The sequence below is a fragment of the Streptomyces sp. LARHCF249 genome, from assembly GCF_052871255.1.
Genome location: NZ_JBIXJQ010000001.1, coordinates 500,824 through 524,003 on the forward strand (window position 1 = coordinate 500,824; position 23,180 = coordinate 524,003).

Genomic DNA, 23,180 nt, shown 5'->3' on the forward strand with positions numbered 1-23,180 from the left:
GGACTACCTCGCGTCGCCGTCCGGCACGACGTCGACCTCGACCTCCGGAGGTTCGCCCCGTTCGACGGAGCGGCGGTTCTCCCGCCACGCCCGTACCCCGCTCTTCGCCTGCTCGTACACCTCTTCGAAGAGCTTGGGGCCGACGATGCCGACCAGGACCAGCATGATCTCCAGACCGGCCCCCATCGGGCTGCCGGCATTCTCCTCGGCCGCGGCCCGCTCCCTGATCTCCAGGTCGCCGCTGCTCCTGAGCGCCTCCAGCTTGTGTTCCCGTTCGAGCCACGCCTTCAGGGCTCCGACATCGCTCGCGTTCGCACCCTGACCCAGGCGTATCCGGACAGCAGTTTTCGCCAAACCCTCCCCCTCGTTCATAACTCAGCATCATGGCACGTGGGTTGGGGGCGTGGGGAGACATCGGTCCAGTGCAGGTCCGCGCCCGCGCGCGCCGGGCGGCCGCCGGGGGCGGCCGGGAACAATCACGCCAGGCCGACAGGTTGTGACGCGTGTGCACGCACTGGTGGTCCTGCGCCGCTGCTCTCCGTGGCGGCCGTAATGCTCACGGTCATCGCGCACGTGTGGCGCCGGGGCGACCGAGAACGCCCCGGCCGGGCCGAGGGAGCGGCCGGCCGTGTGCATGAGGGTGGAGGAACGGGGGCAGGCGCGCCGAGGGGACAGCCCGCCCGACAGGACCTGTCGGGAGGAGAAACCCGAGGAGGACGCCATGGACGAGCAGGGCGGCGCAGGAGGAGTACCACTGCACGACGAGCAGGCGCAGGACAGCCACCGCAAGCCCCACGCAGACCGCCACCCAGACCGCCGCGGAGACGAGAAGACGGCGGACGAGAAGACGGCGGCCGCCGACACCGACGAGGCGAGCCGCCTCGACCGGCCGCAGCCCGGGAAGCCGGGCGGCAAGGGGACGCGCTGGGTGAGCCCGCGGGACGAGTGACCCGGGCGCTGCCGGCCCCGGCCGCGGGTCGGGGCCGGCAGTGTCGACGGCCGTTCAGGCGGCCAGGGGTGCGGTGGACATCCCCGCGCCCTCGCGCAGGCCCGCCAGGAACTCCTCGACGGCCTCCACGGCCGTGTACTCGGGCTGCCAGGCCAGTTCCGTACGGGCCCGGGAGGCGTCCAGCAGGGGCAGCCGCAGGACGGCGTCGAACAGGTCCGGTGACGCGGGCGCGAGGTGCAGCCGCCAGGCGGCGGCAAGGGCGGCCCGGACCGGGGCGCTCGGCAGGGGAACCCGGCGGGCGTGCAGGATGCCCGCGAGGACCTGCGCGTCGAGGGGCGGGTCGGCCGCCAGGTTGAACGCTCCACGTACCGGGCGGGTGACGGCCGCGAGGTAGGCGGCGGCCGCGTCGTCGGTGTGCAGGGCCTGGAAGGTCAGGCCGGGCATATCGGGGACGGCGGGGATCAGGCCGGGCCGGATGAGCCGCCCGGGCAGGAGCCGCCCCCCGAAGATCCTGCGCTGTTCGGAGGCCGAGGTCCGCTTGAACAGGAACGCCGGGCGCATGCGGACCACCCGGATGTCCGGATGCGACTGCTCGAAGGCGTCGAGGACGCGCTCGAGGTAGGCCTTCTCACGGGTGTACGCGGCTTGCGGCCAGCCGTGGGTGGGCCAGGACTCGTCGACCCTGCGGTCCTTGGGGCCCGGTGAGTACGCTCCTACGGACGAGGCGTGGACCAGGACGGGCACGGCGGCTCGTGCCGCGGCTTCGAAGACGCGCACGCTTCCGAGGACGTTGGTCAGCCAGGTCTGCGACGGATGGTGGGTCGGCTGGAACTTCCAGGCGAGGTGGATCACGGCGCCGGCCCCGGCGAACAGCGGCACGAGGTCCGGGCCGTCCGGTTCGATGTCCACGGCGGCCCAGGTCGTCTTGGCGGGCCTCCACTGGGGCACCCTGCGGGCCAGGCCGAGGACGGACGTGACGGCCGGGCTGTCCGCGCAGGCCTGGACCACGCTGGTTCCGACGTTTCCGGTGGCGCCGACGACCACGACCCGAAGGCCGTCGTCACCGGGTTCCAGGGGCGGGGGGCGAGTCATCCTGGGGGCTCCCTTCGGGAGGCGTGCTGTCACTCGTACGACGCGCCTAACCCGCACCGGGCCGGGCAAACCTCGGCTGGTCACCTCGTGTGTGTCACCGTCGCCAGAACAGGTGGTGCGTCACACCGCTCGGACTGGGCACGACGTCGAGGTGGAACCGGTCGAGCAGCTCCTCGGGGGACTCCCAGAGGCGTACCCCGGATCCGAACCGCACCGGCGAGACCGCCACGTGCAGGGTGTCGACGAGGTCGGCGTCGAGGAACTCCCGGATGGTGGTGGCCCCGCCGCCGAGGCGGACGTCCTTGCCCTGCGCCGCCTCCTTCGCCCGTTCGAGGACCGTGGCCGGGTCCTCGTCGACGAAGTGGAAGGTGGTGTCGGAGAGGGTGAACGAGGGACGCGTGTGGTGGGTCATGACGAACACCGGGGTGTGGAACGGGGGCTCGTCACCCCACCAGCCGCGCCAGTCGTGATCCTGCCAGGGGCCGCGCTGGGGACCGAACTTGTTGCGGCCCATGATCTCCGCGCCGATGTTGTGTGCGAAGTCCCGCGTGAAGTAGTCGTCGAGGCCGCGGCTGCCCCCGGGGTCGGTGCGGTTGGGCCAGCTCGCCGTGGCGCCGGCCCAGGCGAACAGGTCCCCGGGATCGACGTCGCCGAACGGCCGCTCGAGGGTCTGGTGCTCACCGGCGCCGATTCCGTCACTCGAGACGTTGAAGTTCTGGACTCTCAGCAGCTGCTCCACGCGTTTCCTCCTGCGTAGTCGATGACGATGAGACTGCCCGGGCCGGGCAGACTCATCGCCGCTGCCGTGACATCCAACCCGCTCCGGCCAGGGAACGCGATCACCGGGCCCGGCGAGTCCCCGCACCGCGGACGCCCCGGCGGGGCGGGACGGCGCCCTCAATCACCGGGCGCGGGCGCCGCCGTCAGGGAGAGGTCCCAGAAACGGGCGTAGCGGCCGTCTCGGTACAGCAGTTCGTCGTGGCTGCCCGCTTCCACGATCCGGCCGCCGTCCAGGAAGACGATGCGGTCGGCGCGTCGGACGGTCCGCATCCGGTGGGCGACCATCACCACGGTGCGGCCCGCCATCAGGCGCTCGATGCCCTCGTGCGCGGCGGCCTCGTTCACGGGGTCCAGTGCGGAGGTCACTTCGTCCAGCAGCACGATGGGCGCGTCCTTCAGCAGCGCGCGTGCGATCGAGACGCGCTGGCGTTCACCGCCCGAGAGCAGTGCCCCGCCCTCGCCGACCTTCGTCGCCCATCCTCCGGGCAGCCGCTCGATCACCTCGTCCAGCCGCGCCGCGGTCGCGGCTGCCCGCACCTCGGACTCAGCGGCGTCGGGGCGACCGAGGCGCACGTTCTCCTCGATCGTGCCGTCGAAGAGGTAGACGTCCTGGAAGACGAAGGCGATCCGCGCCATCAGCACGTCGGTGTCGACCGCGCGGACGTCCACGCCCCCCACACGCACGGCACCCGCCTCGACGTCGTAGAACCGTGCGATCAGCTGCAGCAAGGTGCTCTTGCCGGCTCCCGACGGTCCGACCACGGCGAGCCGCTGGCCTTCCGGCACGCACAGCGACACGTTGTCGATCACCGTGCGGTCCCCGTGCCGGAAGCCGACGGAGTCGAACTCCAGGTCGTGGCCCACCGGCTGGACCGGTTCGGCAGGCTCCGGCAGCGGCTCGGTGCGCAGCAGCGTGTCGAGTCGCTCCAGCTCGGCCCGTGCGCCGCGGAGTTGGCCGCCCATGTCCGCCAGCGACAGCAGTGGATCAGCGCACCGGGCGGCCAGCACCAGGATGGCCAGGACCTCCGCCGCGCCGATGTTCCCGCCGAGCGCGAGGTAGGCGCCCAGGACGAGCAGCACCGTGAACATCGCCTGCACCGTGAGGGTCAGGCCCAGTACGCCGGGCAGCGCCGACAGCGTGGAACGGCGCGACGCGCGCCGGAGTTCGCGCAGCGAGTCGTCGAGCGCCCCGAAGCGTTCCGTGGTGCGGCCGCCGGCCCGCAGCACCGGCTGGGCCTGGAGGTACTCGATGACTCGCCCGGAGGCCTCGTGTTCGCGTGCGGCGCGCTCGGCGTCGGTGGCGGCCATCGAGCGGCCGGTCCGGATCTGGATCGCCGCCACGACCGGTACGGCGGCCAGCGCGGCGAGTCCCAGCTGCCAGTTGAAGAAGAGCATCACGGCGACGATCGTCAGGGGGGTCACACAGGCGGAGATGAACGGCGCCAGCAGATGCGCGATCACGCTCATCGCCTGCAGGACCCCGCGGCCGGCCAGGACGGACACCTCCCCGACGCGGCCCGCGCTGTACCAGCCGAGGGGCAGTCGGGCCAGGTGATCGCCGAGGCGGTGGTACATGCCGTGCAGCAGCGTGGTCCCCGCGCGGAATCCGGACAGATCGCTCATGTAGCGCAGGACCGCGTAGACCGCGACCACGGCCCCGAACGCGATCAGCCAGGGCCGGGCGTCCTCGGGCGTGCTCCCGAACAGGGCCCGCAGCACGGGAACCAGCAGCGCGTAGGACAATCCCTCGACCACCGCGGTCGTCGTCATCAGGGCCACGGTGCGGCGCACCGGCCGGGCGTACTCGGGTCCCAGCACGCTCAGCAACAGTCGGATCATCGGGCCTCGTCTCCTTGCCGTACGCCGTCGTGGGTGTCGAGTTCGTCGGTGGCCGCCGATCGGTGGGCGTGCCAGAACGCGGCGAACCTGCCGTTCCGTGCCAGCAGTTCGACGGGCCTGCCGCGCTCGACGATCGATCCGTTGTCCAGCATCACGACGGTGTCGGCGTCGGCGACCGTCTCCAGGCGATGGGCGATGACCAGAACCGTCCGCTCGCCCTTCAGCGCCGCTAGCGCCCGGCGCACCGCCTGTTCGGTCTGCGGGTCGGCGAAGGCCGTCGCCTCGTCGAGTACGAGAACGGGTGCGTCGGCGAGCAGTGCGCGGGCGAGCGAGAGCCGCTGTGCCTCACCGCCCGACAGTCCGGCCTCCTCACCGATCACCGTGTCGTATCCGCGGGGCAGTTCGAGGATCCGCTCGTGGATGTTCGCCAGCCGGGCGGCCCGCACCACGTCGTCGAGGCCGGCGTGCGGGACCGCCAGCGCGATGTTGTCCGCGACGGACGCACGCAGCAGGCGCACGTCCTGGAAGACGAACGAGACCATCCGGTAGAGCTCCCTGCTGTCGAGGTCGCGCAGATCGACACCGCCCAGGGAGACCGAACCGCGGGTCGGGTCGAAGAACCGCGGCAACAGCCGGACCAGCGTGGACTTTCCGCTTCCCGACGGCCCGACGACCGCGGTGACCGTGCCCGGCTCGAGCACCAGGTCGATCCCGCGCAGCACCTCGTGATCGGCTTCGTAGCCGAATCGGACGCCGCGCAGTTCCACCCGGTGACCGCGTGGTGCGACCGGGTGGTCCGGCTCCGGCAGCGGCCGCACCGCGAGGACGTCCCGGATCCGGCCGACCGCGCGTCCGGCGGCCTGCATGTCGTCGAAGCCGTGGCCGAGGGCCGCCACCGGAGCGGTGAGGCCCAGTCCGAGCAGCAGGAAGGGCAGCAGGTCGGCCGGCGCCAGGCCGTCGGTGGTGATCAGCGCCGTGCCGCCGATCAGTACGGCGAGCAGGACGAACGGCGGCGACAGTACGAGCTGCATGCCCGCGGCGATCCCGGCGAGGCCGCGCACCATCCGGTAGAAGATCGTGACGAACTCGTCCGTGGCCGTGCGGAACCTGCGGTGGGCGCGCCCGGATCCGCCGAACGCCTTGACCACGGCGATGCCCTGCACGAACTCGACGACGGAACTCGAGATCCGTCCCATGGCCGCGTCGAACTCCTTCTGCTCGCGCAGCCGGGTCGGGGTCATCATCAGCGGAACCAGCGCCACCGCCAGCACCACCGGTATCAGCGTGATCAGCGTGAGCCGCCAGTCGACGGTGAACAGGTAGACCAGCGACACCAGCGGCACCACGAAGGCGGAGACGAGCTCGCCGGGGGTGTGGGCGATGAACGGGTGGACGGCGCTGACGTCCTCCCCGACCACCTTCGCCAGCTCGCCGGTCCGGCGCCGGGAGAACCAGCCGATCGGTACGCGCCCCAGCCGTTCGGCCAGTTGGCGGCGGAACGACAGTTGCACCCTGACGTCGAGGAGGTGCCCGAGTCCGGAGGACGCGGCCGTCAGCAGCAGCCGTACGAAGAGGCCTGCCGCACCCGCGAGGACGACGAACCGGACGTGACCGTGGTCCATCGGGCCGGGCGACAACAGCGCCCGGCCCAGTTCGGCGACGGCCAGCAGCGGCGCCAGGCCCGCGACGGCGCCGATGACCTGCAGGGTCATCACGGCGGCGAAACTGCCCGCGTACGGGCGCAGCAGGCCCGCGATGCCCTGCCTCACGGGGCGAGGGCGCGGCGCAGGGCGGAGCCGAGTTCGGCGATCTGCCGCTGCGAGACCGCGGCGGACTGGATCGCCAGCGATCCGTGGAAGGTGCCGGGCCACTGGTGGAGTTCGACCGACACGCCCGCCTGCAGCAGGCGCAGCGCGTACTCGATGCCCTCGTCGCGGTTCGGGTCGAATTCCGCGGTGGCGACGTAGGCGGGTGGGAGGCCGGTCAGGTCTTCGGCGCGGGCCGGTGCGGCGTACGGGGTGGCGGGCCGGGAGCCCAGGTAGTGGCCCCATGCGGCAGCGCGTACGGCGCGGTTGTTCCAGGGGGTGTCGGTGAAGTTCTCTGCGGACCACGTCTGCCGGCGGTCGTCGAGGATGGCCTCGTTGAGGAGTTGGAAGCGGATCGGCGGCCCCTGCTCGTCACGTGCCCGCAGGGCCACCGCGGCCGCGATCCCCGCGCCGGCGCTGTGGCCGCCGACCGCGATCCGGTCCGGGTCGATGCCGAGTTCGGCCGCGTGGTCGTGCGTCCAGTTCAGCACGGCGTAGACGTCGTCGAGGGCGGCCGGGAAGCGGTTCTCGGGCGAAAGGCGGTAGTTGACGGTGATGACGACCGCTCCGGAGAGCTGCGCCATCGGGGCGGCCCACAGGTGCTCCGTGTCCAGGTCGCCGCCGACCCATCCGCCGCCGTGCAGCCAGACGACGGCGCCGCGTGCCTGGTGCGGGCGGTAGACCCGCACGGCCACGTCCGGATCGGCGGCCACCGTGCGGTCCGCGATCTCCAGTCCCGCGGTGTCCGGTGCCGGCCGCGAGGTGGCCAACTCGGTGTACATCTTGCGGAAGGCGACCGGGTCGCTCAGGTCGGTGCGGGAGAGCAGGGGGACGAATGCTTCGAGTTCGGGATCCATGTCGCCATCCTCACCGCCGGCCGGCCCCGGGATCATCCGCCAACTGTCGCGCGTCCGGCCCGGATCGCCCGCCGATCGGCGCTTCTTCGCCCGGTCGATGGGGCCTATCCTCCTGGAATGGAGGCACTGGCCGTACGGCTGTCGGGAATGGACTCGTACGTCGAGGGCGCGATCCGCGTCGTCGCGTTCTACGACACGCTGATGCGCCGGCGGGTGGACCTGCCGGCACTCGCCCGGGCCTCGGCGGCCCTGGCCGAGTGCGTGGCGGGGTTCCAACTCCACGGCACCGGAAGGGTGACCCGCGTCTCGCCCGACGGCAGGCCGGCGTCCGACCCGCCGGCACCCCCGTCCACCACGGCGCCCGTCACCCTCGACGACGAGGAGATCGGCACGGTGTGGCTGGAACGCCCCGGCTCGCCGAATCCGCTCGACGAGGTGCTCCTCGACCGGCTCGCCATCGCCGCCGCGACGGCCGTCGAGCGGTACGGCCCGGCCCGCACCACCATGGCCGACCCCGCGCTCGTCGAACTGGCGATCAGCGAGGACAGCGACGAGGCGGCCAGAGCCCGGGCGCTCCGACTCCTCGGATTCACCGCGGACGTGCCGGTGCACGTGCTGGCCGTACGCTCGCACCTGCCGCTCGACCGGATCGGCTCCCTGCTCTGCCCCGCCCGCCTGGTGAAGGCGGCGGCCCTCGCCGACGTGGGCGTCATCCTGGCCGCCACCGTCGACCCCGCCCGGATTCCGGCGGACGTACGCGCGGGCATCGGCGCCGCCGAGGGCCCCGACCGCTCCTGGCGGCGGGCCCGCACCGCCCTACGCTTCACCAGCGCCCGCCAACCGGTCGTCCACTACGACGACTTGGGGGCGCTGGCGCTGCTCGCCCACGTGCCCCAGGACGCTGCCGCGGGCAATCCCGACGTGGCCGCGATCGCCCGCATCGCCGGCACGCCGGAGGATCTGGAGACTCTGGACGCCTACTGCGCCACGGGCTCCTTGCGCCGGGCCGCCGACCGCCTCCACCTGCACCACAGCAGCGTCGCCCGCCGGCTCGAGCAGATCGCGCGGTCCCTGGACATCGAACTCACCGAACCGACCGGACTGGTACGGGCCACCCTGGCCCTCACCGCGTGGCGGCTGCTCGACTCGACGGCGCGGCCGGGAGTTCGCCATGCCGACTGAGTCCTCGGCCGCCTGCCGGGCTTCGTCGGTCCCACCCGCCCTGGGAGCGTGACCCGTCAGCCTCCGGTCGCCGAGAAGTGCTGGTAGTCGGGGTTGGACCAGCCTCCGCCCCAGTGCCAGCCCACCTCCTCGAAGGCCCGGGTGACGACGTCGCCGGGGCGGATCATGCCCGGGGCGGGACGGTCACGCCGCAGGTGGGGGCGGCCGGCCGCGGGATGGGGAGTGCCGCCGCGGTCCACGTAAGGGTTCTCGAGCGGGTTGACGTCCACCGCGTCCCCGTAGGCGTGCCGCGAGAGGCGGCCGGGGTCCCCGGTGACCTGCCGGCAGTTGAAGGCGGACGTGTTGTCGTCCGCCATCGACCGGGCGTCGTCACCGTCGTACGCCGCGGCCGACCGCATGCGGCGGATGGGGAACCTCGCGTCGAACGCCTTGCCGAAGACGCGCAGGAGGGGACGGACCACCCTCTCGTGGACGACGAGTTCACCCCGGTGGACCTTGCCGTCGAAACCCCAGTGGTTCATCCGGATCAGCCGCAGCCGGTCGGGGCCGACCGGGCAGCCCGGCCGGTACGTGGCGCGCAGCGCCGCGTCCGGCACCCTCTCCACCTCCGCGGCCAGCCCCCCGTGGGCCTCCTGCACACGGACCACGGGCGGTCTGGCAGGAGCGGCCGTACAGGCGGCGAGGGTGGCGGTGCACACGACGACGACCGCCGCGGCGGCGTGGGAGGCCAGGCGCACGGCATCACGGCGTGGGGGCCGCCGACCCGCGTCGCCGCACCCCACGCGGAGCGGGTTCAGCCCGCGTCCCGGTGGGTGAGCCGTACCTCGAAGCCGCGCAGTTCCTCCGGCGCCGCCGGCTCCTCGCGGACTTCGACCGCGCGCACGTCGGCCGTCGGCGGCCCCGTACGCGCCCACCGCACCATCGCCTCGACGGCGGTCTCGCCGCCTTCGAACAGCGCCTCGACATCGCCGTCGGGCAGGTTCCGTACCCAGCCCGCCACGCCCTGGGCGAGCGCCTCGCGGCGGCAGGTGTCCCGGAAGAACACCCCTTGCACGGTCCCCGACACGATCACGCGCTTGCGTACCATGCTCCGACCATAAGGCGAGGCTGGGAGTCATGGTCGTGCACGTACTGGGCAGCAGGGTCCTCCTGACCCCCACGGACCCCGAGCGCTCGCGCGTCTTCTACGGGTCCACGCTCGGGCTGGCCGTCTACCGCGAGTTCGGCACCGGCCCCGAGCGCGGCACGGTCTACTTCCTCGGCGGCGGCTTCCTCGAGGTGTCGGGGCGCGCCGAGGCGCCGCCGGCACCCGGGCTGCGGCTGTGGCTCCAAGTCGCGGACGTGCATGCGGCGTACGAGGAACTGCGCGGCCGCGGCGCCGAGGTGCTGCGGCCGCCGCAGCGCGAGCCCTGGGGCCTGGTCGAGATGTGGATCGCCGACCCGGACGGCGTGCGCATCGCCGTCGTGGAGGTGCCGGCGGATCACCCGCTGCGCTTTCGCCCGTGACCGGGCGCGGCCGCCGTGATTGCGCGGGCATCCGCCGTTTGGGTCACCGCGCCCGGGGCAGAAGGGGACTGCCGCCCCGCGTAGAACGCGGGGCGGACCACATGCACGTGACCGCGACGGTTGCTCCATGCGGGGGAGCGTGGGTGGGCTGCGGTCCGCGGAGGCGCGGGCGAGGCCCGTGGCGGGGGGCAAGCGCCTCAAGGGCGCGCCCGCGGCGACCGCTGGCGTACGCGGCCACCACCGCAGCCTGGACCGGCTCCCCGGGCCGCGGGCCGGGCCGGAGCGTGATTCCGCACAAGAAGGGCAATCCCCGCGCCCCGGCCCGTGGAGGACCGGGGCCGTCAGTCCCCGATCAGTGCCCGATCGTGATCTCGCGCTTGAGGATCTTGCCCGTGGGGCCCTTCGGCAGGCCCGGTACCAGCTGGACGACCCTGGGGTACTTGTACGGGGCCACGCGGGCCTTCACGAACTCGCGGAGCTCGTCCGCGGTGACCTCGGCGCCCGGCTTCAGCGTGACCACGGCGGCGACCTCCTCGCCGTGGACCGCGTGCGGGACCCCCACGACGGCGGCCTCGGCCACGGCCGGGTGCTCGTAGAAGACCTCTTCGATCTCGCGCGGGTAGACGTTGTACCCGCCGCGGATGACGAGGTCCTTCTTTCGGTCGACGATGAAGTAGAAGCCGTCCTCGTCGCGCCGCGCCAGGTCGCCGGTGCGGAACCAGCCCTCGGCGAACGAGGCTTCGTCGGCCTCCGGGCGGTTCCAGTAGCCGGGCATGACGTTCGGGCCCTGCACGGCGATCTCGCCGACCCCGCCCTCGGCGACGTCCTTGCCCTCGTCGTCGATCAGGCGTACCCGCACACCGGCGATCGGGGTACCGATCGAGCCGGGCTTGCGGGGGCCGTCGAGCGACCCGAACGTGACCACCGGGGCGGTTTCGGACAGGCCGTAGCCTTCGACGACCGGGCATCCGAACGCCGACTCGAACCGGTGCAGCACCTCCACGGGCATCGCCGAGCCGCCGGTCACGGACAGCCGCAGGCCGCTGTCCTCGGTCAGACCGGTCGAGCCGGCCGCGTCCGCGGCGGCGAGCAGGCCCAGGAACATGGTGGGCACGCCCTCCATCACCGTGACCCGGTCACGGGCGAGGATCTCGAGCGCCTTCGCCGCGTCGAACCGCGGCAGCAGGGTGACGCGGGCGCCGGTGAGCACGGCCGCGTTCAGGCCGCAGGTCTGGCCGAAGACGTGGAAGAAGGGCAGGCCTCCGAAGACCGTGTCCGAGGCCGACATGTGCAGCAGGCTCACCACGGCGGCCGTGTTGCTGCCCAGGTTGCCGTGGGTCAGCCGGGCGCCCTTGGGCCGGCCGGTGGTGCCGGAGGTGTAGAGCAGCACGGCCAGGTCGTCGGTGTCCCGGTCCACGACCTCGGTACGCGGCTCGGTGGCGGCCAGGGCGGCGCCGAAGTCCTCGGCGGTGACGTCGACGCAGTCGATGCCCAGCTCGGCCGCCGCGGCGCCGGCCTCGGGCAGCGCCTGCCCCCAGGCCAGGACCAGCCGGGCACCGCAGTCGCCGGCGCTGTAGCGGATCTCGGCGGACTTCAGCAGCGGGTTCATCGGGACGGCGACCGCGCCGGCCCGCAGGACGCCGTAGTACACGACCGCGAAGTGCGGGATGTTCGGGAGCAGGATCGCCACCCGGTCCCCGGGACCGACGCCCTGGGCGGCCAGCCAGCCCGCGACGCGTGCGCTGCGCTCGTCCAGCGACCGGTAGTCGAGCGCCAGGCCGTCCAACTGGATCGCCGTGCGGTCGGGGTTCGCCGCCGCGGTGCGGGCCAGGTTGAGGGCGAGGTTGGTCATCTTTGACCTCTTTCCGATGGTTCGGTCTACGGGTGGGCGCCGGTCGCCGGGCCGGCCCGCCGTCAGCGGCCCTGCCCTGCCCAACGGCCAGGCTATCGGTCAGGCGTCCGGTACCCACCGCGCCGAAGACCGAGCCGGCTTCACGGTGGCCGGGGCAGGTCGGCGGCGTGCAACGCCCTGTGTGACCATGGCTCGTCGACACATCCGCGCCTCATGGGGGGACCATGCGCACCCGTACCACCACCGCCACGACCGGCCTCGCCGCCGCGCTCGCGGCGCTGCTCGTCCTGGCCGGCTGCACCGCCTCGGGCACGAGCCCGCGCGGGGCGGCGAGCTCCGGGCCTTCCGCGCCCGCGCCGAGCGGCGGGTCCGGGTACGAGGGCCCCCGGCCGCAGGATCAGAACCTGCTGGCGTGGACCGGCGACCCCAATGACGCGGGGCACGTCACCGCGCAGTCGGCCGCCGGGGTCGGGGGCCGGATCACCCTGGTGCGGATCGTCCTGCGCGAGGAGGTCACCTGGTCGAACATCTGGCTGGGCCTGGCCGGACTCGACCCGAACGCCCAGCTCGCCAACTGCTACCTCGGCGTGTACGACGCCAAGGGCACCCTGCTCGCGGCCACCCCCGACATCTCGCCCCAGCTGATGACCGAACCGATCGCCAAACCGCTCCCCCTCGCCAAGCCTTTCACCGCCCCGCCCGGCACCTACTTCATCGCCCTCCTGCTCAACGGCACCTGGGCCACCAATGCCCTCACCCTGAAGTCCACCGGTGCCGGCATCTCCGTCAACGCCGGTCTGACGCCGCCGCAACTGCGGTACAGCACCATCCTGACCGGTCAGACCTCGCTGCCGGCCTCCGTCAACCTCGCCGAGCAGTCCACCAGCACCATCCACACCGGCTGGGCCAGCCAGTGGTACGGAATCTCCTGAGCCCACCGGTGTAACGTGCCGGTGAATCACGTGAGTTGACGGAGGAAGCGAGCCCGTGGCGGACCACGACCTGACCGGATTCACCCAGAGCACGTTCACCCACGACGGCGCCTCCCGCCGGATACTGCGCCGCGGTACGGGCCCGGCGGTGATCATCATGGCGGAGATCCCGGGCATCACCCCGAAGGTCATCGAGTTCGCCGAACGCGTGGCGGCGTCGGGCTGTACGGCCGTACTGCCGGTGCTCTTCGGCACGCCCGGCCGGGACGCGAACCCCGCTGCCCGCGGCTGGCCGGGTACCGGGCGCTACCTGGCCTCGTCGCTGTGGCGGGTCTGCGTGAGCCGGGAGTTCACCCTGCTGGCCACGGGGCGGAGTTCGCGCGTCGTGCAGTGGCTGCGCGCGCTGGCCGCCGCGGAGCACGAGCGCTGCGGCGGCCCCGGAGTCGGCGCCGTCGGCATGTGTCTGACCGGCGGGTTCGCCCTGGCCATGGCCACGGACGAGCGGCTGCTGGCCCCGGTCCTGTCCCAGCCGTCGCTGCCGCTGGCGTGGACCCCGGGCCGGGCCGGCGCCGTCGACATCAGCCCGGAGGACCTCGCGGTCGTCCGCGCGCGGTGCGAACGCGAGGGGCTCCAGGTCGTGGGGCTGCGGTTCCGGGGCGACCGCCTGGTTCCCGGGGAGCGGTTCGCGCACCTGCGGCGCGAACTCGGTGACGCGTTCGTCGCCGTCGAGCTCGACGACAGCGCGGCGAACCCCGAGGGCGTCTTCGCACCGCACTCCGTCCTGACCGAGCACCTCGTCGACGAGCCCGGACAGCCCACCCGCCAGGCGCTGGACACGGTCCTGGACCTGTTCCGCACCCGGCTGCTCGGCGAACAGCCCCGAGCCACCGCCTGACCCGGCCCGGCGCCGGAGCTACTTCGGAGTGACCCAGGCCTGGCGCTCGTTCGTGTTCGCCGCGTAGAGCTGGATCTGCGTGTCGTTGACCGCCTTTCCGCCCTTGACGTCAAGGCACTTGGCACCGAGCCCGGTCACCGTGCCCTGCGGGGACAGCGCGACACCGGCACCGGCCGCGAGGTGGCGCAGGCCCTGTACGCCGAACTGCTGGACGTAGGCGTCCGCGCGCTTGTCCTGGTGGGCGTACGCGGCTGATGTGGTTGCGCATGTACGTCTCGCCCATGGCGGCGGTCGGCTTGCCGGCCGAGGTGAAGAACTCGTCGTCGATGTAGGCATGTCCGCTGGTCACGGTGGAGGCCCCCGAGGAACCCGTGAAGCCGCAGCTGAGGTTCGCGTTCCCGAGCCGTCGTGGACCACCTTCCAGCCGGTGCTGCCCATGCTGCCCTCTCCGGCGGGCAGTAGCCGGTCTGCAGCCACTTGGTGGCGCCGCCCAGCTTCCACCCCTCGCCCTGGGCGGCGCGGGGGCGGCGGCCGAGGCCGACCGCATCGCGGGCCCGGCCGCCGGCGCGCCGAGCGACATGACGCCGTCTCGTGCGGGACCCGCCGGCCGCGTCCGCGATGCGGGTGCCTGCTCCGGCGCCGCGTGCCGGTGCGGCGGGGCCGGGGGATGCTGGTTGCATGGCTGGCGTTCCCAGGGTGCGGCTGCCCGCCGCCGGCCGGGCGGCGGCCCGGCGGTCGGTGCGGGTCACGCTGGCCGGCAGTGCCGGTTTCTACCTGTTCCTGTACGGCTTCGGCTCGGCGGCCGGGGCGACCTACGCGCTGTTCGCCGCCGTGGCGATGGCGGGCCTGTCGCGCATCCCCGGTACCGGCCGGCAGCGCGCCGCGGTGCTGCTGCGGCTGATGCCCGCCTGCTGGGTGCTGATCACGATCGGCACCTACCTGTCCGTACGGACCTGGAGCGCGGCCCTCGGGATGCTGGTGGTCGGGTTCGCGCTGGCCTTCGCCGCCGTGGGCGGGCCGCGCCCTGCCGGGGCCGCGCCGGGGCTCCAGCTGATGTACATCCTGCCGTCCTTCCCGCCCTACGATCCCGGTTCGCTCGGCGAGCGGCTGGCGGGCGCGACGACGGGCCTCGCGCTGCTCGTCCTCGCGGAGGCGCTCCTGCTGCCCGATCCGCCGACCGTCCCGTACCGGGAGCTGGCCGCACGGGCCGCCGACGCCGCGTGGCGCTGCGCCGACGAGCTGACCAGGGGGACCTGCGCGCTGTCCGACGCGACGGCGCGGGCCTCGCGCCAGGCGGGTACCGGGCTGCGGTCCTCGCTCGTGCCGGAGGCCGAGCGGCCGGCCGGGGCGAGCGTACGGGACCGCGCCCTGGCCCACACCGGTCTGTCCCTGCGCACCCTGCTGAGCAGGCTGTCCGTGCTGCCGCCGGCGCCCGGCGGGCCGGATCCGGGCCGGGCCGGGCTGGACGTGCTGCGCGCGGTACGGGACGCGGCGGAGGAGACGGCCGGCCTCCTGCGCGGCCGGGCAGCCGCCGGGGACGCGCACGCGGAGCTGCTGCGGGCCCGTGCGGTCCTGGCCGCGGGCCCGGCCGCCGACGCCTCCCCGGCAGTGCTGCGCAGGTACGTGGCGGTGCTGGAGGCGGCGGACGCCGGGCTGGCGATGTCGACGGCGGCGGGGATCGCGGTACGGGGCCGGGCGGGCGCGGAGCGGGCGGCGCCGGGGCGGTTCTGGTACGCCGGGATGCCCGCACCACAGCTGTGGTGGCGGCGGCTGGAGGGGCATGCCGGCGGGCGGTCGGTGTTCTTCCAGAACGCGGTGCGGATCAGTCTGGCGCTGGCGGCGGCCCGGGTGATTGCGGGGGCGGACTCGCTGCCGCACGGGTTCTGGGTGCTGCTTGCGACCTTGACCCTGACCCGGACGACCGCACGGGAGACCCGCTCGACCGTGGGGGTGGCGCTCACCGGGACCCTGGTCGGCGCTCTGGCCGTGGCCGGGCTGCTGGCGCTGGTGGGGACGGACATCGAGGTGTACGCGGCGGCGCTGCCGCCGCTGATGCTGGTCGCGTTCACCCTGGGGCCGGTCAAGGGGGTGGGCTGGGCCCAGGCGATGTTCACGCTGGTGATCGCCCTGGTGTTCGCGCAGCTGGCACCCGCGACCTGGCAGCTGGCCGAGTTCCGGTTGCTGGACGTGCTGACCGGCAGCGCGATCGGCGCCGTGTTCGGGCTGCTCGCCTGGCCCCGGGGTGCGCAGGACGAGCTGCGGCGGTCGGTGGCGGTGCTGCTGCGGGGCATGGCGGAGACCGTGGTGGCCACCACCGCCCAGCTCTCGGCGGGCGGGGTGCGCAAGCCGGTGACCGCCGCGCCGGGGCACCGGTCACTCCAGCACGCGCTGATCATGGCGGAGTCGGCGTACGCGCAGTTCCAGAGCGAGCCGAAGGAGCCGGCCGCGCCCTCCGCCGGGCAGGACCGCAAGGACCGGCAGGACCGGCAGGACCGGCAGGACTGGCAGGCGACGCTGATGGCCGGCCACCACACGCTGTGGGGTGCGGGCCGGCTGCTGGAGCCGCCCGAGCGGGTCGCCGTACCGCCGCTGGGGCGGGAGCCCGCGGCGGCGGTGACCCGGCTCGGCGACCGGGTGGCCGGGCGGATGCTGCTGGTTTCGGCGCGCCTGGACCCGATCGGCGACACCCCGGAGGGGCCGGTGCCGCTGCGGGATCCGGAGTTCGACCTGTTCACGGCCGAGCCGCCGGACGCCCCGGCGTCGTACTACGCCGCCGCGGAGTGGCTGGACTCGCTCATGGCGGACCTGGAGCGCATCACCGGACAGTCCGGGGACGGGCAGGCCGAACCGAACTGACCGGCGGTCCGGCCCATCGGCGGCTGCCGTGGACCGGACCCCGCGCATCAGGTCACCAGCGCACGGGCAGCTCTCGGACGCCCCTGATCAGCATTCCGGGGACCCAGGACAGCTCCGCCTCGTCGGCGTCACCGGCGAGTTCCGGGAAGCGCTCCAGCAGCGAGCGGAGCGCGATGCGGCCCTCCATCCGGGCCAGCGGCGCGCCGAGGCAGTAGTGCAGGCCGTGCCCGAAGGCAATGTGGCCCCGGGCGTCCCGGCGGATGTCGAAGCGGTTCGGGTCCTCGAAGCGCGCCGGGTCGCGGTCCGCGTCCGCCATGGCGATCAGGACGGCCGAGCCGGCCGGGATCACCACCCCGCCCATCTCCACGTCCTCCAGGGCGAGTCGCTCGGTGCAGGTCTCGACCGGACCGTCGTAGCGGAGCATCTCCTCTATCGCGCCGTCGAGGAGACCGAAGTCCGCACGCAGGTCGGCGAGCTGGTCGGGATGGGCGAACAGGGCGCGCATCCCGTTCCCGATCATGTTCACCGTGGTCTCGTGCCCGGCGATCAGCAACAGGACGCTCATGCCGATCAGTTCGCTCGGCGAGAGCCGGTCCCCGCCGTCGTCGACGGCGTGGATCAACGCGCTGAGCAGGTCGTCACCGGGGTCGGCGCGCTTGGCCTCGACGAGCCCGCTCAGGTACCGGGGCATCTCCGCGTACGCGACGGCCTCGGCCTCCGGGCTGGTACGGGCCACCATTTCGCTGGACCACTTGCGGAACGCCTCACGGTCCAGCTCGGGCACGCCGAGCAGCTCGCAGATGACGGTCATCGGGAGCGGGAAGGCGAAGGAGTTCACCAGGTCGCCCCGGCGCTCCGGGTTCGCCTCCATGGCGTCCAGCAGTTCGTCGGTCACCTGCTGGATGCGCGGTGCCAGCGCCGCGATGCGGCGCGGGGTGAACTCCCGGGCCACCAGGCGGCGCAGCCGGGTGTGGTCCGGCGGGTCGGACATCAGCATGTGGGCGAGCGCCGGGTGGTCCTGGTCGGCGTTGATGATCTGCCCCATGTCGCCGGATCCGCGCCAGTCCCTGCTCAGTCGCGGATCGGTGAAGGCCGTACGGCAGGCTTCGTGGCCGACGACCAGCCACATTTCCTCGTCGTCCGGGGTACGCACGTGGTGCACGGGTCCTTTTTCCCGAAGTGCCGCGTAGACCGGGTACGGGTCGCGCGTGAAGTCCGGGCTGAGCTCCAGCAGATCGACAATGGCAGGTCGAAGCACCATTCCATTCCCCCTGAATCGAATGCGTCGCAAAATCATACGCCGGTTGTGTGTAATAGCCACCGTAGTCGCGGTGTACACCGGCTAGTTCACCAGGCCTGCCCAGCGGCGCAGGGTGGCGGTGGCCTGCTGGGCCTCGTCCGCGCGCAAGCCGGCAATGGACACGTGGTGGTTGGCTTCGGGAACGTTGAAGAGGAAGGAGTCGTGGGTGCCGCTGCCCAGGCGGAAGGGTTCCGCGGTCGCGAGGTCGTTCTCGCCGTTGACGAACATGAGCGAGCTCCCGCGGTGGCGGACCCAGCGGTCGACGTCCTTCATCGCGGCGGGCTGGAACCGCAGGTCGATGTCTCGAGGCACATACGAGCGGACCTCCTGAATGCCTGGATGGCGCAGCAGGCCGTCCAGGTGCGGGCTGGTGAACTGCGGGTACCCGAGCTGGGTGCCGAGTTGGTAGAAGTACGGGCCGTACGCGGCGAGGGTCCGGTCGGTGTAGGCGGGAAGCCGGGTCACCTTCGCGATCCAGTCGTAGAGCGGGTCGTCCGTGGTCCCGGTCGTGGGTATGGATGCGCAGCTTCCGGCGGGTTGGTGCATCCAGAACATCATCGGCAGGCGCAGGACGGCCAGTTCGAAGGCGCGGTCCACACCGCCGATGGTCTGGAAGCCATGGGCGCCGGCCTCGGCCCACCGGCCGTACCGCTCCGTCATCGCCTGACGCCGGATCAGCGCCTCGCGCTGAACGGACGTGAGGGCCGCACGGCAGTCGGCCGATCCGATCTGCTCGAGTCGGGCGTCGTAGGCGCTGTCGTCCCGGTCGTCCGTGTTGTTGGGGGCGGCGTACGCGACCGTGCCGGCCACGTCGTTCGGGTAGAAGCGGCGGTGATAGACGGCGGTCATGCCGCCCTTGCTTCCCCCGGTGGAGATCCACGCGCCGTCGTAGACCGCCTTGAGGGCCGTGATGAGTCGGTGGTGGTCACTTGCCGCCTGCCAGATGGTCAGCGTGGACCAGTCCGCCCCCTCGGGCCGCGACTCCCCGAAGAAGCGCTGCTCGGTGGTGACCTGGTTGGCGTCCAGCAGTCTGGTCGGCTCGCTCGGGCGCTGCGGCGACGTTCCGAGGTCGTAGCCGCCGGAGTAGAGCACGACGGGGCGTCGTGTCGACTTGTGGACGAGCGTCAGTCTCTGGTCGAAGAAGCCTTGACCGGGACGGCGGTGGTCGGTCGGCTGGCGGTAGGCGAGGTCGAGGACGGTCTGCCCCGGATCGGCCGGCCGTTCGCCCAGCACGCGCATTCCGGGAACGGCCTCGACCCTGGCACGCAGGTCGACGTCCGCGGGCCGAGCCGCGGCCGGGGCGGACAGTCCCGTGACCGTCAGCAGGACCACCATCAGGAACAGCAGGGGCAGTCGGAGTGTCGCCGTCTGTTTCATACGTCCAGACAACCGGGTGCGCGGGGCCCGCGGATCCCCCACGCGGGGATGCCGTCTCCCCCTGGCGGGGGAGGACACCGTCGCACCCCCAGCAGAGGGTCCCGCGCTCCGCGGGGCCCGATCTGGCGAACCGCCGGCGGCGCGCCGTTCGGCTACCGGGCGGAACCGTGGGCGCCTGCCAGGGTTGGCTGGCGAGGCATTACCGTCTCGCAGGCACCCCTGGAGTCCCCATGGTCTCGGTCGACAGCACGCCGGAACGGGCGCTGGGAGATGCGGATGCGGATACCGAGCGCCGCGTCGCGTCGGGGAACACCGTCCTGCGGCTGCTGTCGACCACCGACCACAAGGTGATCGGCAACATGTACCTGGTCACCGCGTTCGCGTTCTTCCTGTTCGCCGGCGTGCTGGCCCTGCTCATGCGGGCCGAGCTCGCCCGGCCCGGTCTGCAGATCGTGTCGGCCGAGCAGTACAACCAGATGTTCACCGTGCACGGCACGATCATGATGCTGCTCTTCGCGACCCCGACCTTCACCGGCTTCGCCAACGCGGTGATGCCGCTGCAGATCGGCGCACCGGACGTGGCCTTCCCCCGGCTCAACGCCTTCACCTACTGGGTGTACCTCTTCGGCGGGCTGATGGTGGTCAGCGGGTTCCTGACGGCGAACGGCTCGGCCTCGTTCGGCTGGTTCGCCTACGCCCCGCTCAACGGCGCCGTCTACACCCCCGGGGTGGGCGCGGACCTGTGGGTGATGGGCCTGGTCGTCTCGGGGCTGAGCACGATCCTGGGATCGGTCAACTTCATCACCACCATCGTCTGCCTGCGTGCGCCCGGCATGACCCTCTTCAGGATGCCGATCTTCACCTGGAACGTGCTGTTCACCTCGATCCTGGCCCTGCTGGCGTTCCCCGTCCTCACCGCGGCGCTGCTCGCGCTGGAGGCCGACCGCAAGTTCGGGTCCCATGTCTTCGACGCGGCGAACGGCGGGACGCTGCTGTGGCAGCACCTGTTCTGGTTCTTCGGCCACCCCGAGGTGTACATCGTGGCGCTGCCCTTCTTCGGGATCGTCAGCGAGATCCTGCCGGTGTTCAGCCGGAAGCCCATCTTCGGATACACCGCCCTGGTCGCCGCCACGATCGCCATCACCGGGCTGTCCGCCACCGTCTGGGCGCACCACATGTTCGCCACCGGGGCGGTCCTGCTGCCGTTCTTCGCGCTGCTGTCCTTCCTCATCGCGGTCCCGACCGGCGTGAAGTTCTTCAACTGGATCGGGACGATGTGGAACGGCTCGCTGTCCTTCGAGACGCCGATGCTGTGGTCCGTCGGCTTCCTCGTCACCTTCCTCCTCGGCGGTCTGACCGGCGTGCTGATCGCCTCGCCCCCGATGGACTTCCACCTCACCGACAGCTACTTCATCGTGGCGCACCTGCACTACGTGCTCTTCGGAACGATCGTCTTCGCCACCTTCGCCGGGTTCTACTTCTGGTGGCCCAAACTCACCGGCAAGCTGCTCGACGAACGCCTGGGAAAGATCCACTTCTGGCTGCTGTTCGCAGGTTTCCAGCTCACCTTCCTGGTCCACCACTGGCTCGGCGAACAGGGCATGCCGCGCCGCTACGCCGACTACCTGGCGGCGGACGGGTTCACCCTCCTCAACTCGCTGTCCACGATCGGCTCCTTCCTCCTGGGCCTGTCCACGCTGCCGTTCCTGTACAACGTGGCCCGGACGGCCCGGTACGGACGCCGGGTGGACGTCGACGACCCCTGGGGCTGGGGGCGTTCGCTCGAATGGGCCACGAGCTGCCCGCCGCCGCGGCACAACTTCGACGCCCTGCCGCGCATCCGGTCCGATTCGCCGGCGTTCGACCTGCACCACCCGGAGGTGAAGGCGGTATGAAGGGGGAGGCATGGCTCTTCAGCTGGGTCGCGGTCTTCTTCGCGGTGACCGGCGGCGTCTACGTGCGGTACTCGAACGATCCGGCCGGGGCCGCCGCCCTCGCCGTGTCCTTCCTGATGTCCGCGCTCATCGCCGTCTTCCTGTGGTGGCAGTTCCGCCGCGACGGCTACCGTCCCGAGGACCGCGGGGATGCGCTGGTCCGCGAGGCAGGGGACCGGCGGTTCTCCTTCCCCGCCCGGAGTTACGCACCGGTGGTCTCGGCCGTGGGGACGGCGCTGGTGGGCCTGGGCGTCGTGCAGGGGCTGTGGCTGGCCCTCATCGGGTTCGGCGTCCTCGTCCCGGGTGTCTTCGGGTTCGTGTTCCGGCCGGGCGACGACCGCGAGGGCTGATCTCCGCCCGGGTCAGTCTCCGGCGGGGGCATCCCGCGCGTCGGGGCCCGCGAGGATCGCGTCGACCGTGCGCCGGTCCTCCTGCGACAGCGGCGGCGTCAGCACGTCCTTGTAGTACCAGCGGCTGATGGCCGTACGCAGCCGCCCCACGAGCACGCGGAGCCGCCCGCCCCGCTCCGGCTCGGCCGGGCGGACGGGGCCGGACACGGGGTAGACCAGCAGCGGATACCGCCGCGCGGCGCTCAGAGGCCGGTGGGTCGGGTGGTATCCCCCCTCGACCGCCTGGCGCACCTCGTCGGTCTCCTCCCCGTGCGTCAGGGCCTCGATGTCCGCGCGCTGCAGGGCCAGGCAGATCCGCCGGGTGAGCCAGAAGGCCGCCGGCGGCAGGAGGAACAGCGCGCAGCGCAGGGCCCACGTCAGCCCGGGCAGCGGGAGGTCGAAGACGAACGCGATCAGGTCCTGCGCTCCGGCGAGCAGCAGCACGGTGTAGGCGCAGACCACCGACACCGCCAGGGCCGTCCGGGCCGGCCGGTGGCGCGGCCGGTCGCACAGGTGCTGTTCGCCCTGGTCGGGGCTGATCCAGCGCTCGAAGTAGGGATAGGCGTACAGGCCGGTGAACAGGGCGCCGGGGAGCAGGACGCCGGCGACGAGCGGGTTCCACAACAGGGTGTGGCCCCACAGCCTGGTCTCGACCCCGGGCATCAGCCTCAGCGCGCCCTCCAGGAAGCCCACGTACCAGTCGGGCTGGGCGCCGGTGGAGACCTGGTCCGCCACGTACGGCCCGTAGGCCCAGACCGGGTTGATCTGGCCCAGCGCCGAGAGCGCCGCGAGAACGCCCGCGACCAGGAAGAAGAATCCCGCCGACTTCGCCGCGTACTGGGGGAAGAAGGGCTGGCCGACGGCGTTGCGGCCGGTCCTGCCGGGCCCGGGCCACTGGGTGTGCTTCAGGTGCACGACCAGCAGGAGGTGGAGCGTCACCAGGGCGAGGAGGAGCCCCGGGACGAGGAGGATGTGCACGGGGTAGAGCCTGGACACGATGTCCTCGCCCGGGTATTCGCCGCCGAAGACGAAGAAGCTCACGTACGTGCCGACGACGGGCACGGACAGCATGATGCCCTGGGCCGTGCGCAGGCCGGTTCCGGAGAGCAGGTCGTCGGGGAGCGAATAGCCGGCGAAGCCTTCGACCAGGGCGAGCACGAACATCGTGACCCCGACCATCCAGTTGAGTTCCCGCGGTTTGCGGAAGGCTCCGGTGAAGAAGACGCGCAGCAGGTGCACGGCGATGGCGGCGACGAACACGAGCGCCGCCCAGTGGTGCATCTGGCGGATCAGCAGGCCGCCGCGCACCTCGAAGCTGATGCGCAGGGTGGAGGCGTAGGCCTCAGAGACGCGCAGGCCGCGCAGCGGGCCGTAGGAGCCGCTGTAGACGACCTCGTTCATCGACGGCTGGAAGAAGAACGCCAGGTAGGTGCCGGTCAGCAGGAGCACGATCAGGCTGTAGAGCGCGATCTCTCCGAGGAGGAAGGACCAGTGGTCCGGAAAGGCCTTCCGTACGGCCCCCTTGGCCACCTCGCCGAGGGGGAGCCGGGCATCGAGCGCGGCGGCGGATCGTGCGGCCGAGCGCCCGGCCCGGCCGGCCGCGCGCGCCCTCCTCTTTTCCGCCTGCACCGATCC

21 protein-coding genes are annotated in these 23,180 nt (G+C 72.5%); 8 read left to right on the top strand and 13 right to left on the bottom strand.

Features of this window, described 5'->3' with window-relative positions; genetic code table 11:
* Positions 1–3: 3 nt before the first annotated feature.
* Positions 4–354 (bottom strand): hypothetical protein, encoded by a 351-nt coding sequence (locus tag ACIPUC_RS02520; RefSeq protein ID WP_446586330.1) that lies wholly within the window; start codon positions 352–354, stop codon positions 4–6.
* A gap of 367 nt (positions 355–721) precedes the next feature.
* On the opposite strand from ACIPUC_RS02520, the gene ACIPUC_RS02525 reads away from it, so the two are divergent.
* The gene (locus ACIPUC_RS02525; protein ID WP_446586331.1) at positions 722–949 is read left to right on the top strand and encodes a hypothetical protein; all 228 of its coding nucleotides are present in this window, start codon (positions 722–724) and stop codon (positions 947–949) included.
* Positions 950–1,003: 54 nt separating this feature from the next.
* Here ACIPUC_RS02525 and ACIPUC_RS02530 read toward each other — a convergent pair whose 3' ends face one another.
* The 5 genes from ACIPUC_RS02530 to ACIPUC_RS02550 form a co-directional block, all read right to left on the bottom strand.
* Positions 1,004–2,041, bottom strand: coding sequence for an NAD-dependent epimerase/dehydratase family protein (locus ACIPUC_RS02530; protein WP_446586332.1), 1,038 nt, complete (start codon positions 2,039–2,041; stop codon positions 1,004–1,006).
* A gap of 94 nt (positions 2,042–2,135) precedes the next feature.
* Positions 2,136–2,780 (bottom strand): dihydrofolate reductase family protein, encoded by a 645-nt coding sequence (locus ACIPUC_RS02535; RefSeq protein ID WP_446586333.1) that lies wholly within the window; start codon positions 2,778–2,780, stop codon positions 2,136–2,138.
* 158 nt (positions 2,781–2,938) lie between these two features.
* Entirely contained in the window at positions 2,939–4,660 is a 1,722-nt protein-coding gene (locus tag ACIPUC_RS02540) for an ABC transporter ATP-binding protein (protein WP_446586334.1), read from the bottom strand.
* Positions 4,657–6,429, bottom strand: a complete 1,773-nt coding sequence (locus ACIPUC_RS02545; protein WP_446586335.1) for an ABC transporter ATP-binding protein — start codon at positions 6,427–6,429, stop codon at positions 4,657–4,659. The genes ACIPUC_RS02540 and ACIPUC_RS02545 overlap by 4 nt, the downstream gene beginning before the upstream one ends.
* Positions 6,426–7,322, bottom strand: coding sequence for an alpha/beta hydrolase (locus ACIPUC_RS02550; protein ID WP_446586336.1), 897 nt, complete (start codon positions 7,320–7,322; stop codon positions 6,426–6,428). The genes ACIPUC_RS02545 and ACIPUC_RS02550 overlap by 4 nt, the downstream gene beginning before the upstream one ends.
* 117 nt (positions 7,323–7,439) lie before the next feature.
* Here ACIPUC_RS02550 and ACIPUC_RS02555 point away from each other — a divergent pair, with 117 nt between their 5' ends.
* Positions 7,440–8,504: a PucR family transcriptional regulator gene (locus ACIPUC_RS02555; RefSeq protein WP_446586337.1), complete on the top strand. Its 1,065-nt coding sequence runs from the start codon at positions 7,440–7,442 to the stop codon at positions 8,502–8,504.
* A gap of 56 nt (positions 8,505–8,560) precedes the next feature.
* Here the strand turns inward: ACIPUC_RS02555 and ACIPUC_RS02560 are convergent, their stop codons facing one another.
* Together ACIPUC_RS02560 and ACIPUC_RS02565 are read right to left on the bottom strand one after the other, a co-directional pair.
* Positions 8,561–9,241, bottom strand: coding sequence for a M15 family metallopeptidase (locus ACIPUC_RS02560; protein WP_446586338.1), 681 nt, complete (start codon positions 9,239–9,241; stop codon positions 8,561–8,563).
* A 56-nt stretch (positions 9,242–9,297) separates the two neighbouring features.
* Positions 9,298–9,591, bottom strand: coding sequence for an acylphosphatase (locus ACIPUC_RS02565; RefSeq protein WP_446586339.1), 294 nt, complete (start codon positions 9,589–9,591; stop codon positions 9,298–9,300).
* A 29-nt stretch (positions 9,592–9,620) separates the two neighbouring features.
* Between ACIPUC_RS02565 and ACIPUC_RS02570 the strand changes: the two genes are divergently transcribed.
* Positions 9,621–10,010, top strand: a complete 390-nt coding sequence (locus tag ACIPUC_RS02570; protein WP_446586340.1) for a VOC family protein — start codon at positions 9,621–9,623, stop codon at positions 10,008–10,010.
* Positions 10,011–10,362: 352 nt separating this feature from the next.
* On the opposite strand, the gene ACIPUC_RS02575 is transcribed toward ACIPUC_RS02570, so the two are convergent.
* Complete coding sequence (locus tag ACIPUC_RS02575) at positions 10,363–11,862, bottom strand: long-chain-fatty-acid--CoA ligase (protein ID WP_446586341.1); 1,500 nt, start codon at positions 11,860–11,862, stop codon at positions 10,363–10,365.
* Positions 11,863–12,086: 224 nt separating this feature from the next.
* On the opposite strand from ACIPUC_RS02575, the gene ACIPUC_RS02580 reads away from it, so the two are divergent.
* A complete protein-coding gene (locus ACIPUC_RS02580) occupies positions 12,087–12,794 on the top strand; it encodes a hypothetical protein (protein ID WP_446586342.1) in 708 nt (235 codons plus the stop codon).
* Positions 12,795–12,849: 55 nt separating this feature from the next.
* Positions 12,850–13,689, top strand: a complete 840-nt coding sequence (locus ACIPUC_RS02585; protein ID WP_446586343.1) for a dienelactone hydrolase family protein — start codon at positions 12,850–12,852, stop codon at positions 13,687–13,689.
* Positions 13,690–13,707: 18 nt separating this feature from the next.
* Here ACIPUC_RS02585 and ACIPUC_RS02590 read toward each other — a convergent pair whose 3' ends face one another.
* Positions 13,708–14,025 carry a hypothetical protein gene (locus tag ACIPUC_RS02590; protein ID WP_446586344.1) on the bottom strand — a complete coding sequence of 106 codons (318 nt, stop codon included), beginning with the start codon at positions 14,023–14,025 and terminating at the stop codon, positions 13,708–13,710.
* 342 nt (positions 14,026–14,367) lie between these two features.
* Between ACIPUC_RS02590 and ACIPUC_RS02595 the strand changes: the two genes are divergently transcribed.
* Positions 14,368–16,545, top strand: coding sequence for an FUSC family protein (locus tag ACIPUC_RS02595; protein WP_446586345.1), 2,178 nt, complete (start codon positions 14,368–14,370; stop codon positions 16,543–16,545).
* Positions 16,546–16,597: 52 nt separating this feature from the next.
* On the opposite strand, the gene ACIPUC_RS02600 is transcribed toward ACIPUC_RS02595, so the two are convergent.
* Together ACIPUC_RS02600 and ACIPUC_RS02605 are read right to left on the bottom strand one after the other, a co-directional pair.
* Complete coding sequence (locus tag ACIPUC_RS02600; protein WP_446586346.1) at positions 16,598–17,806, bottom strand: cytochrome P450 family protein; 1,209 nt, start codon at positions 17,804–17,806, stop codon at positions 16,598–16,600.
* 81 nt (positions 17,807–17,887) lie between these two features.
* Complete coding sequence (locus ACIPUC_RS02605) at positions 17,888–19,222, bottom strand: S28 family serine protease (protein ID WP_446586347.1); 1,335 nt, start codon at positions 19,220–19,222, stop codon at positions 17,888–17,890.
* 230 nt (positions 19,223–19,452) lie between these two features.
* Between ACIPUC_RS02605 and ctaD the strand changes: the two genes are divergently transcribed.
* A complete protein-coding gene (gene ctaD / locus ACIPUC_RS02610) occupies positions 19,453–21,117 on the top strand; it encodes an aa3-type cytochrome oxidase subunit I (RefSeq protein ID WP_446586348.1) in 1,665 nt (554 codons plus the stop codon).
* Complete coding sequence (gene ctaF, locus ACIPUC_RS02615; protein ID WP_446586349.1) at positions 21,114–21,506, top strand: aa3-type cytochrome oxidase subunit IV; 393 nt, start codon at positions 21,114–21,116, stop codon at positions 21,504–21,506. Before ctaD ends, ctaF begins: the two co-directional genes overlap by 4 nt.
* 12 nt (positions 21,507–21,518) lie before the next feature.
* Here the strand turns inward: ctaF and qcrB are convergent, their stop codons facing one another.
* Positions 21,519–23,174, bottom strand: coding sequence for a cytochrome bc1 complex cytochrome b subunit (gene qcrB, locus ACIPUC_RS02620; protein ID WP_446586350.1), 1,656 nt, complete (start codon positions 23,172–23,174; stop codon positions 21,519–21,521).
* Positions 23,175–23,180: the final 6 nt, after the last annotated feature.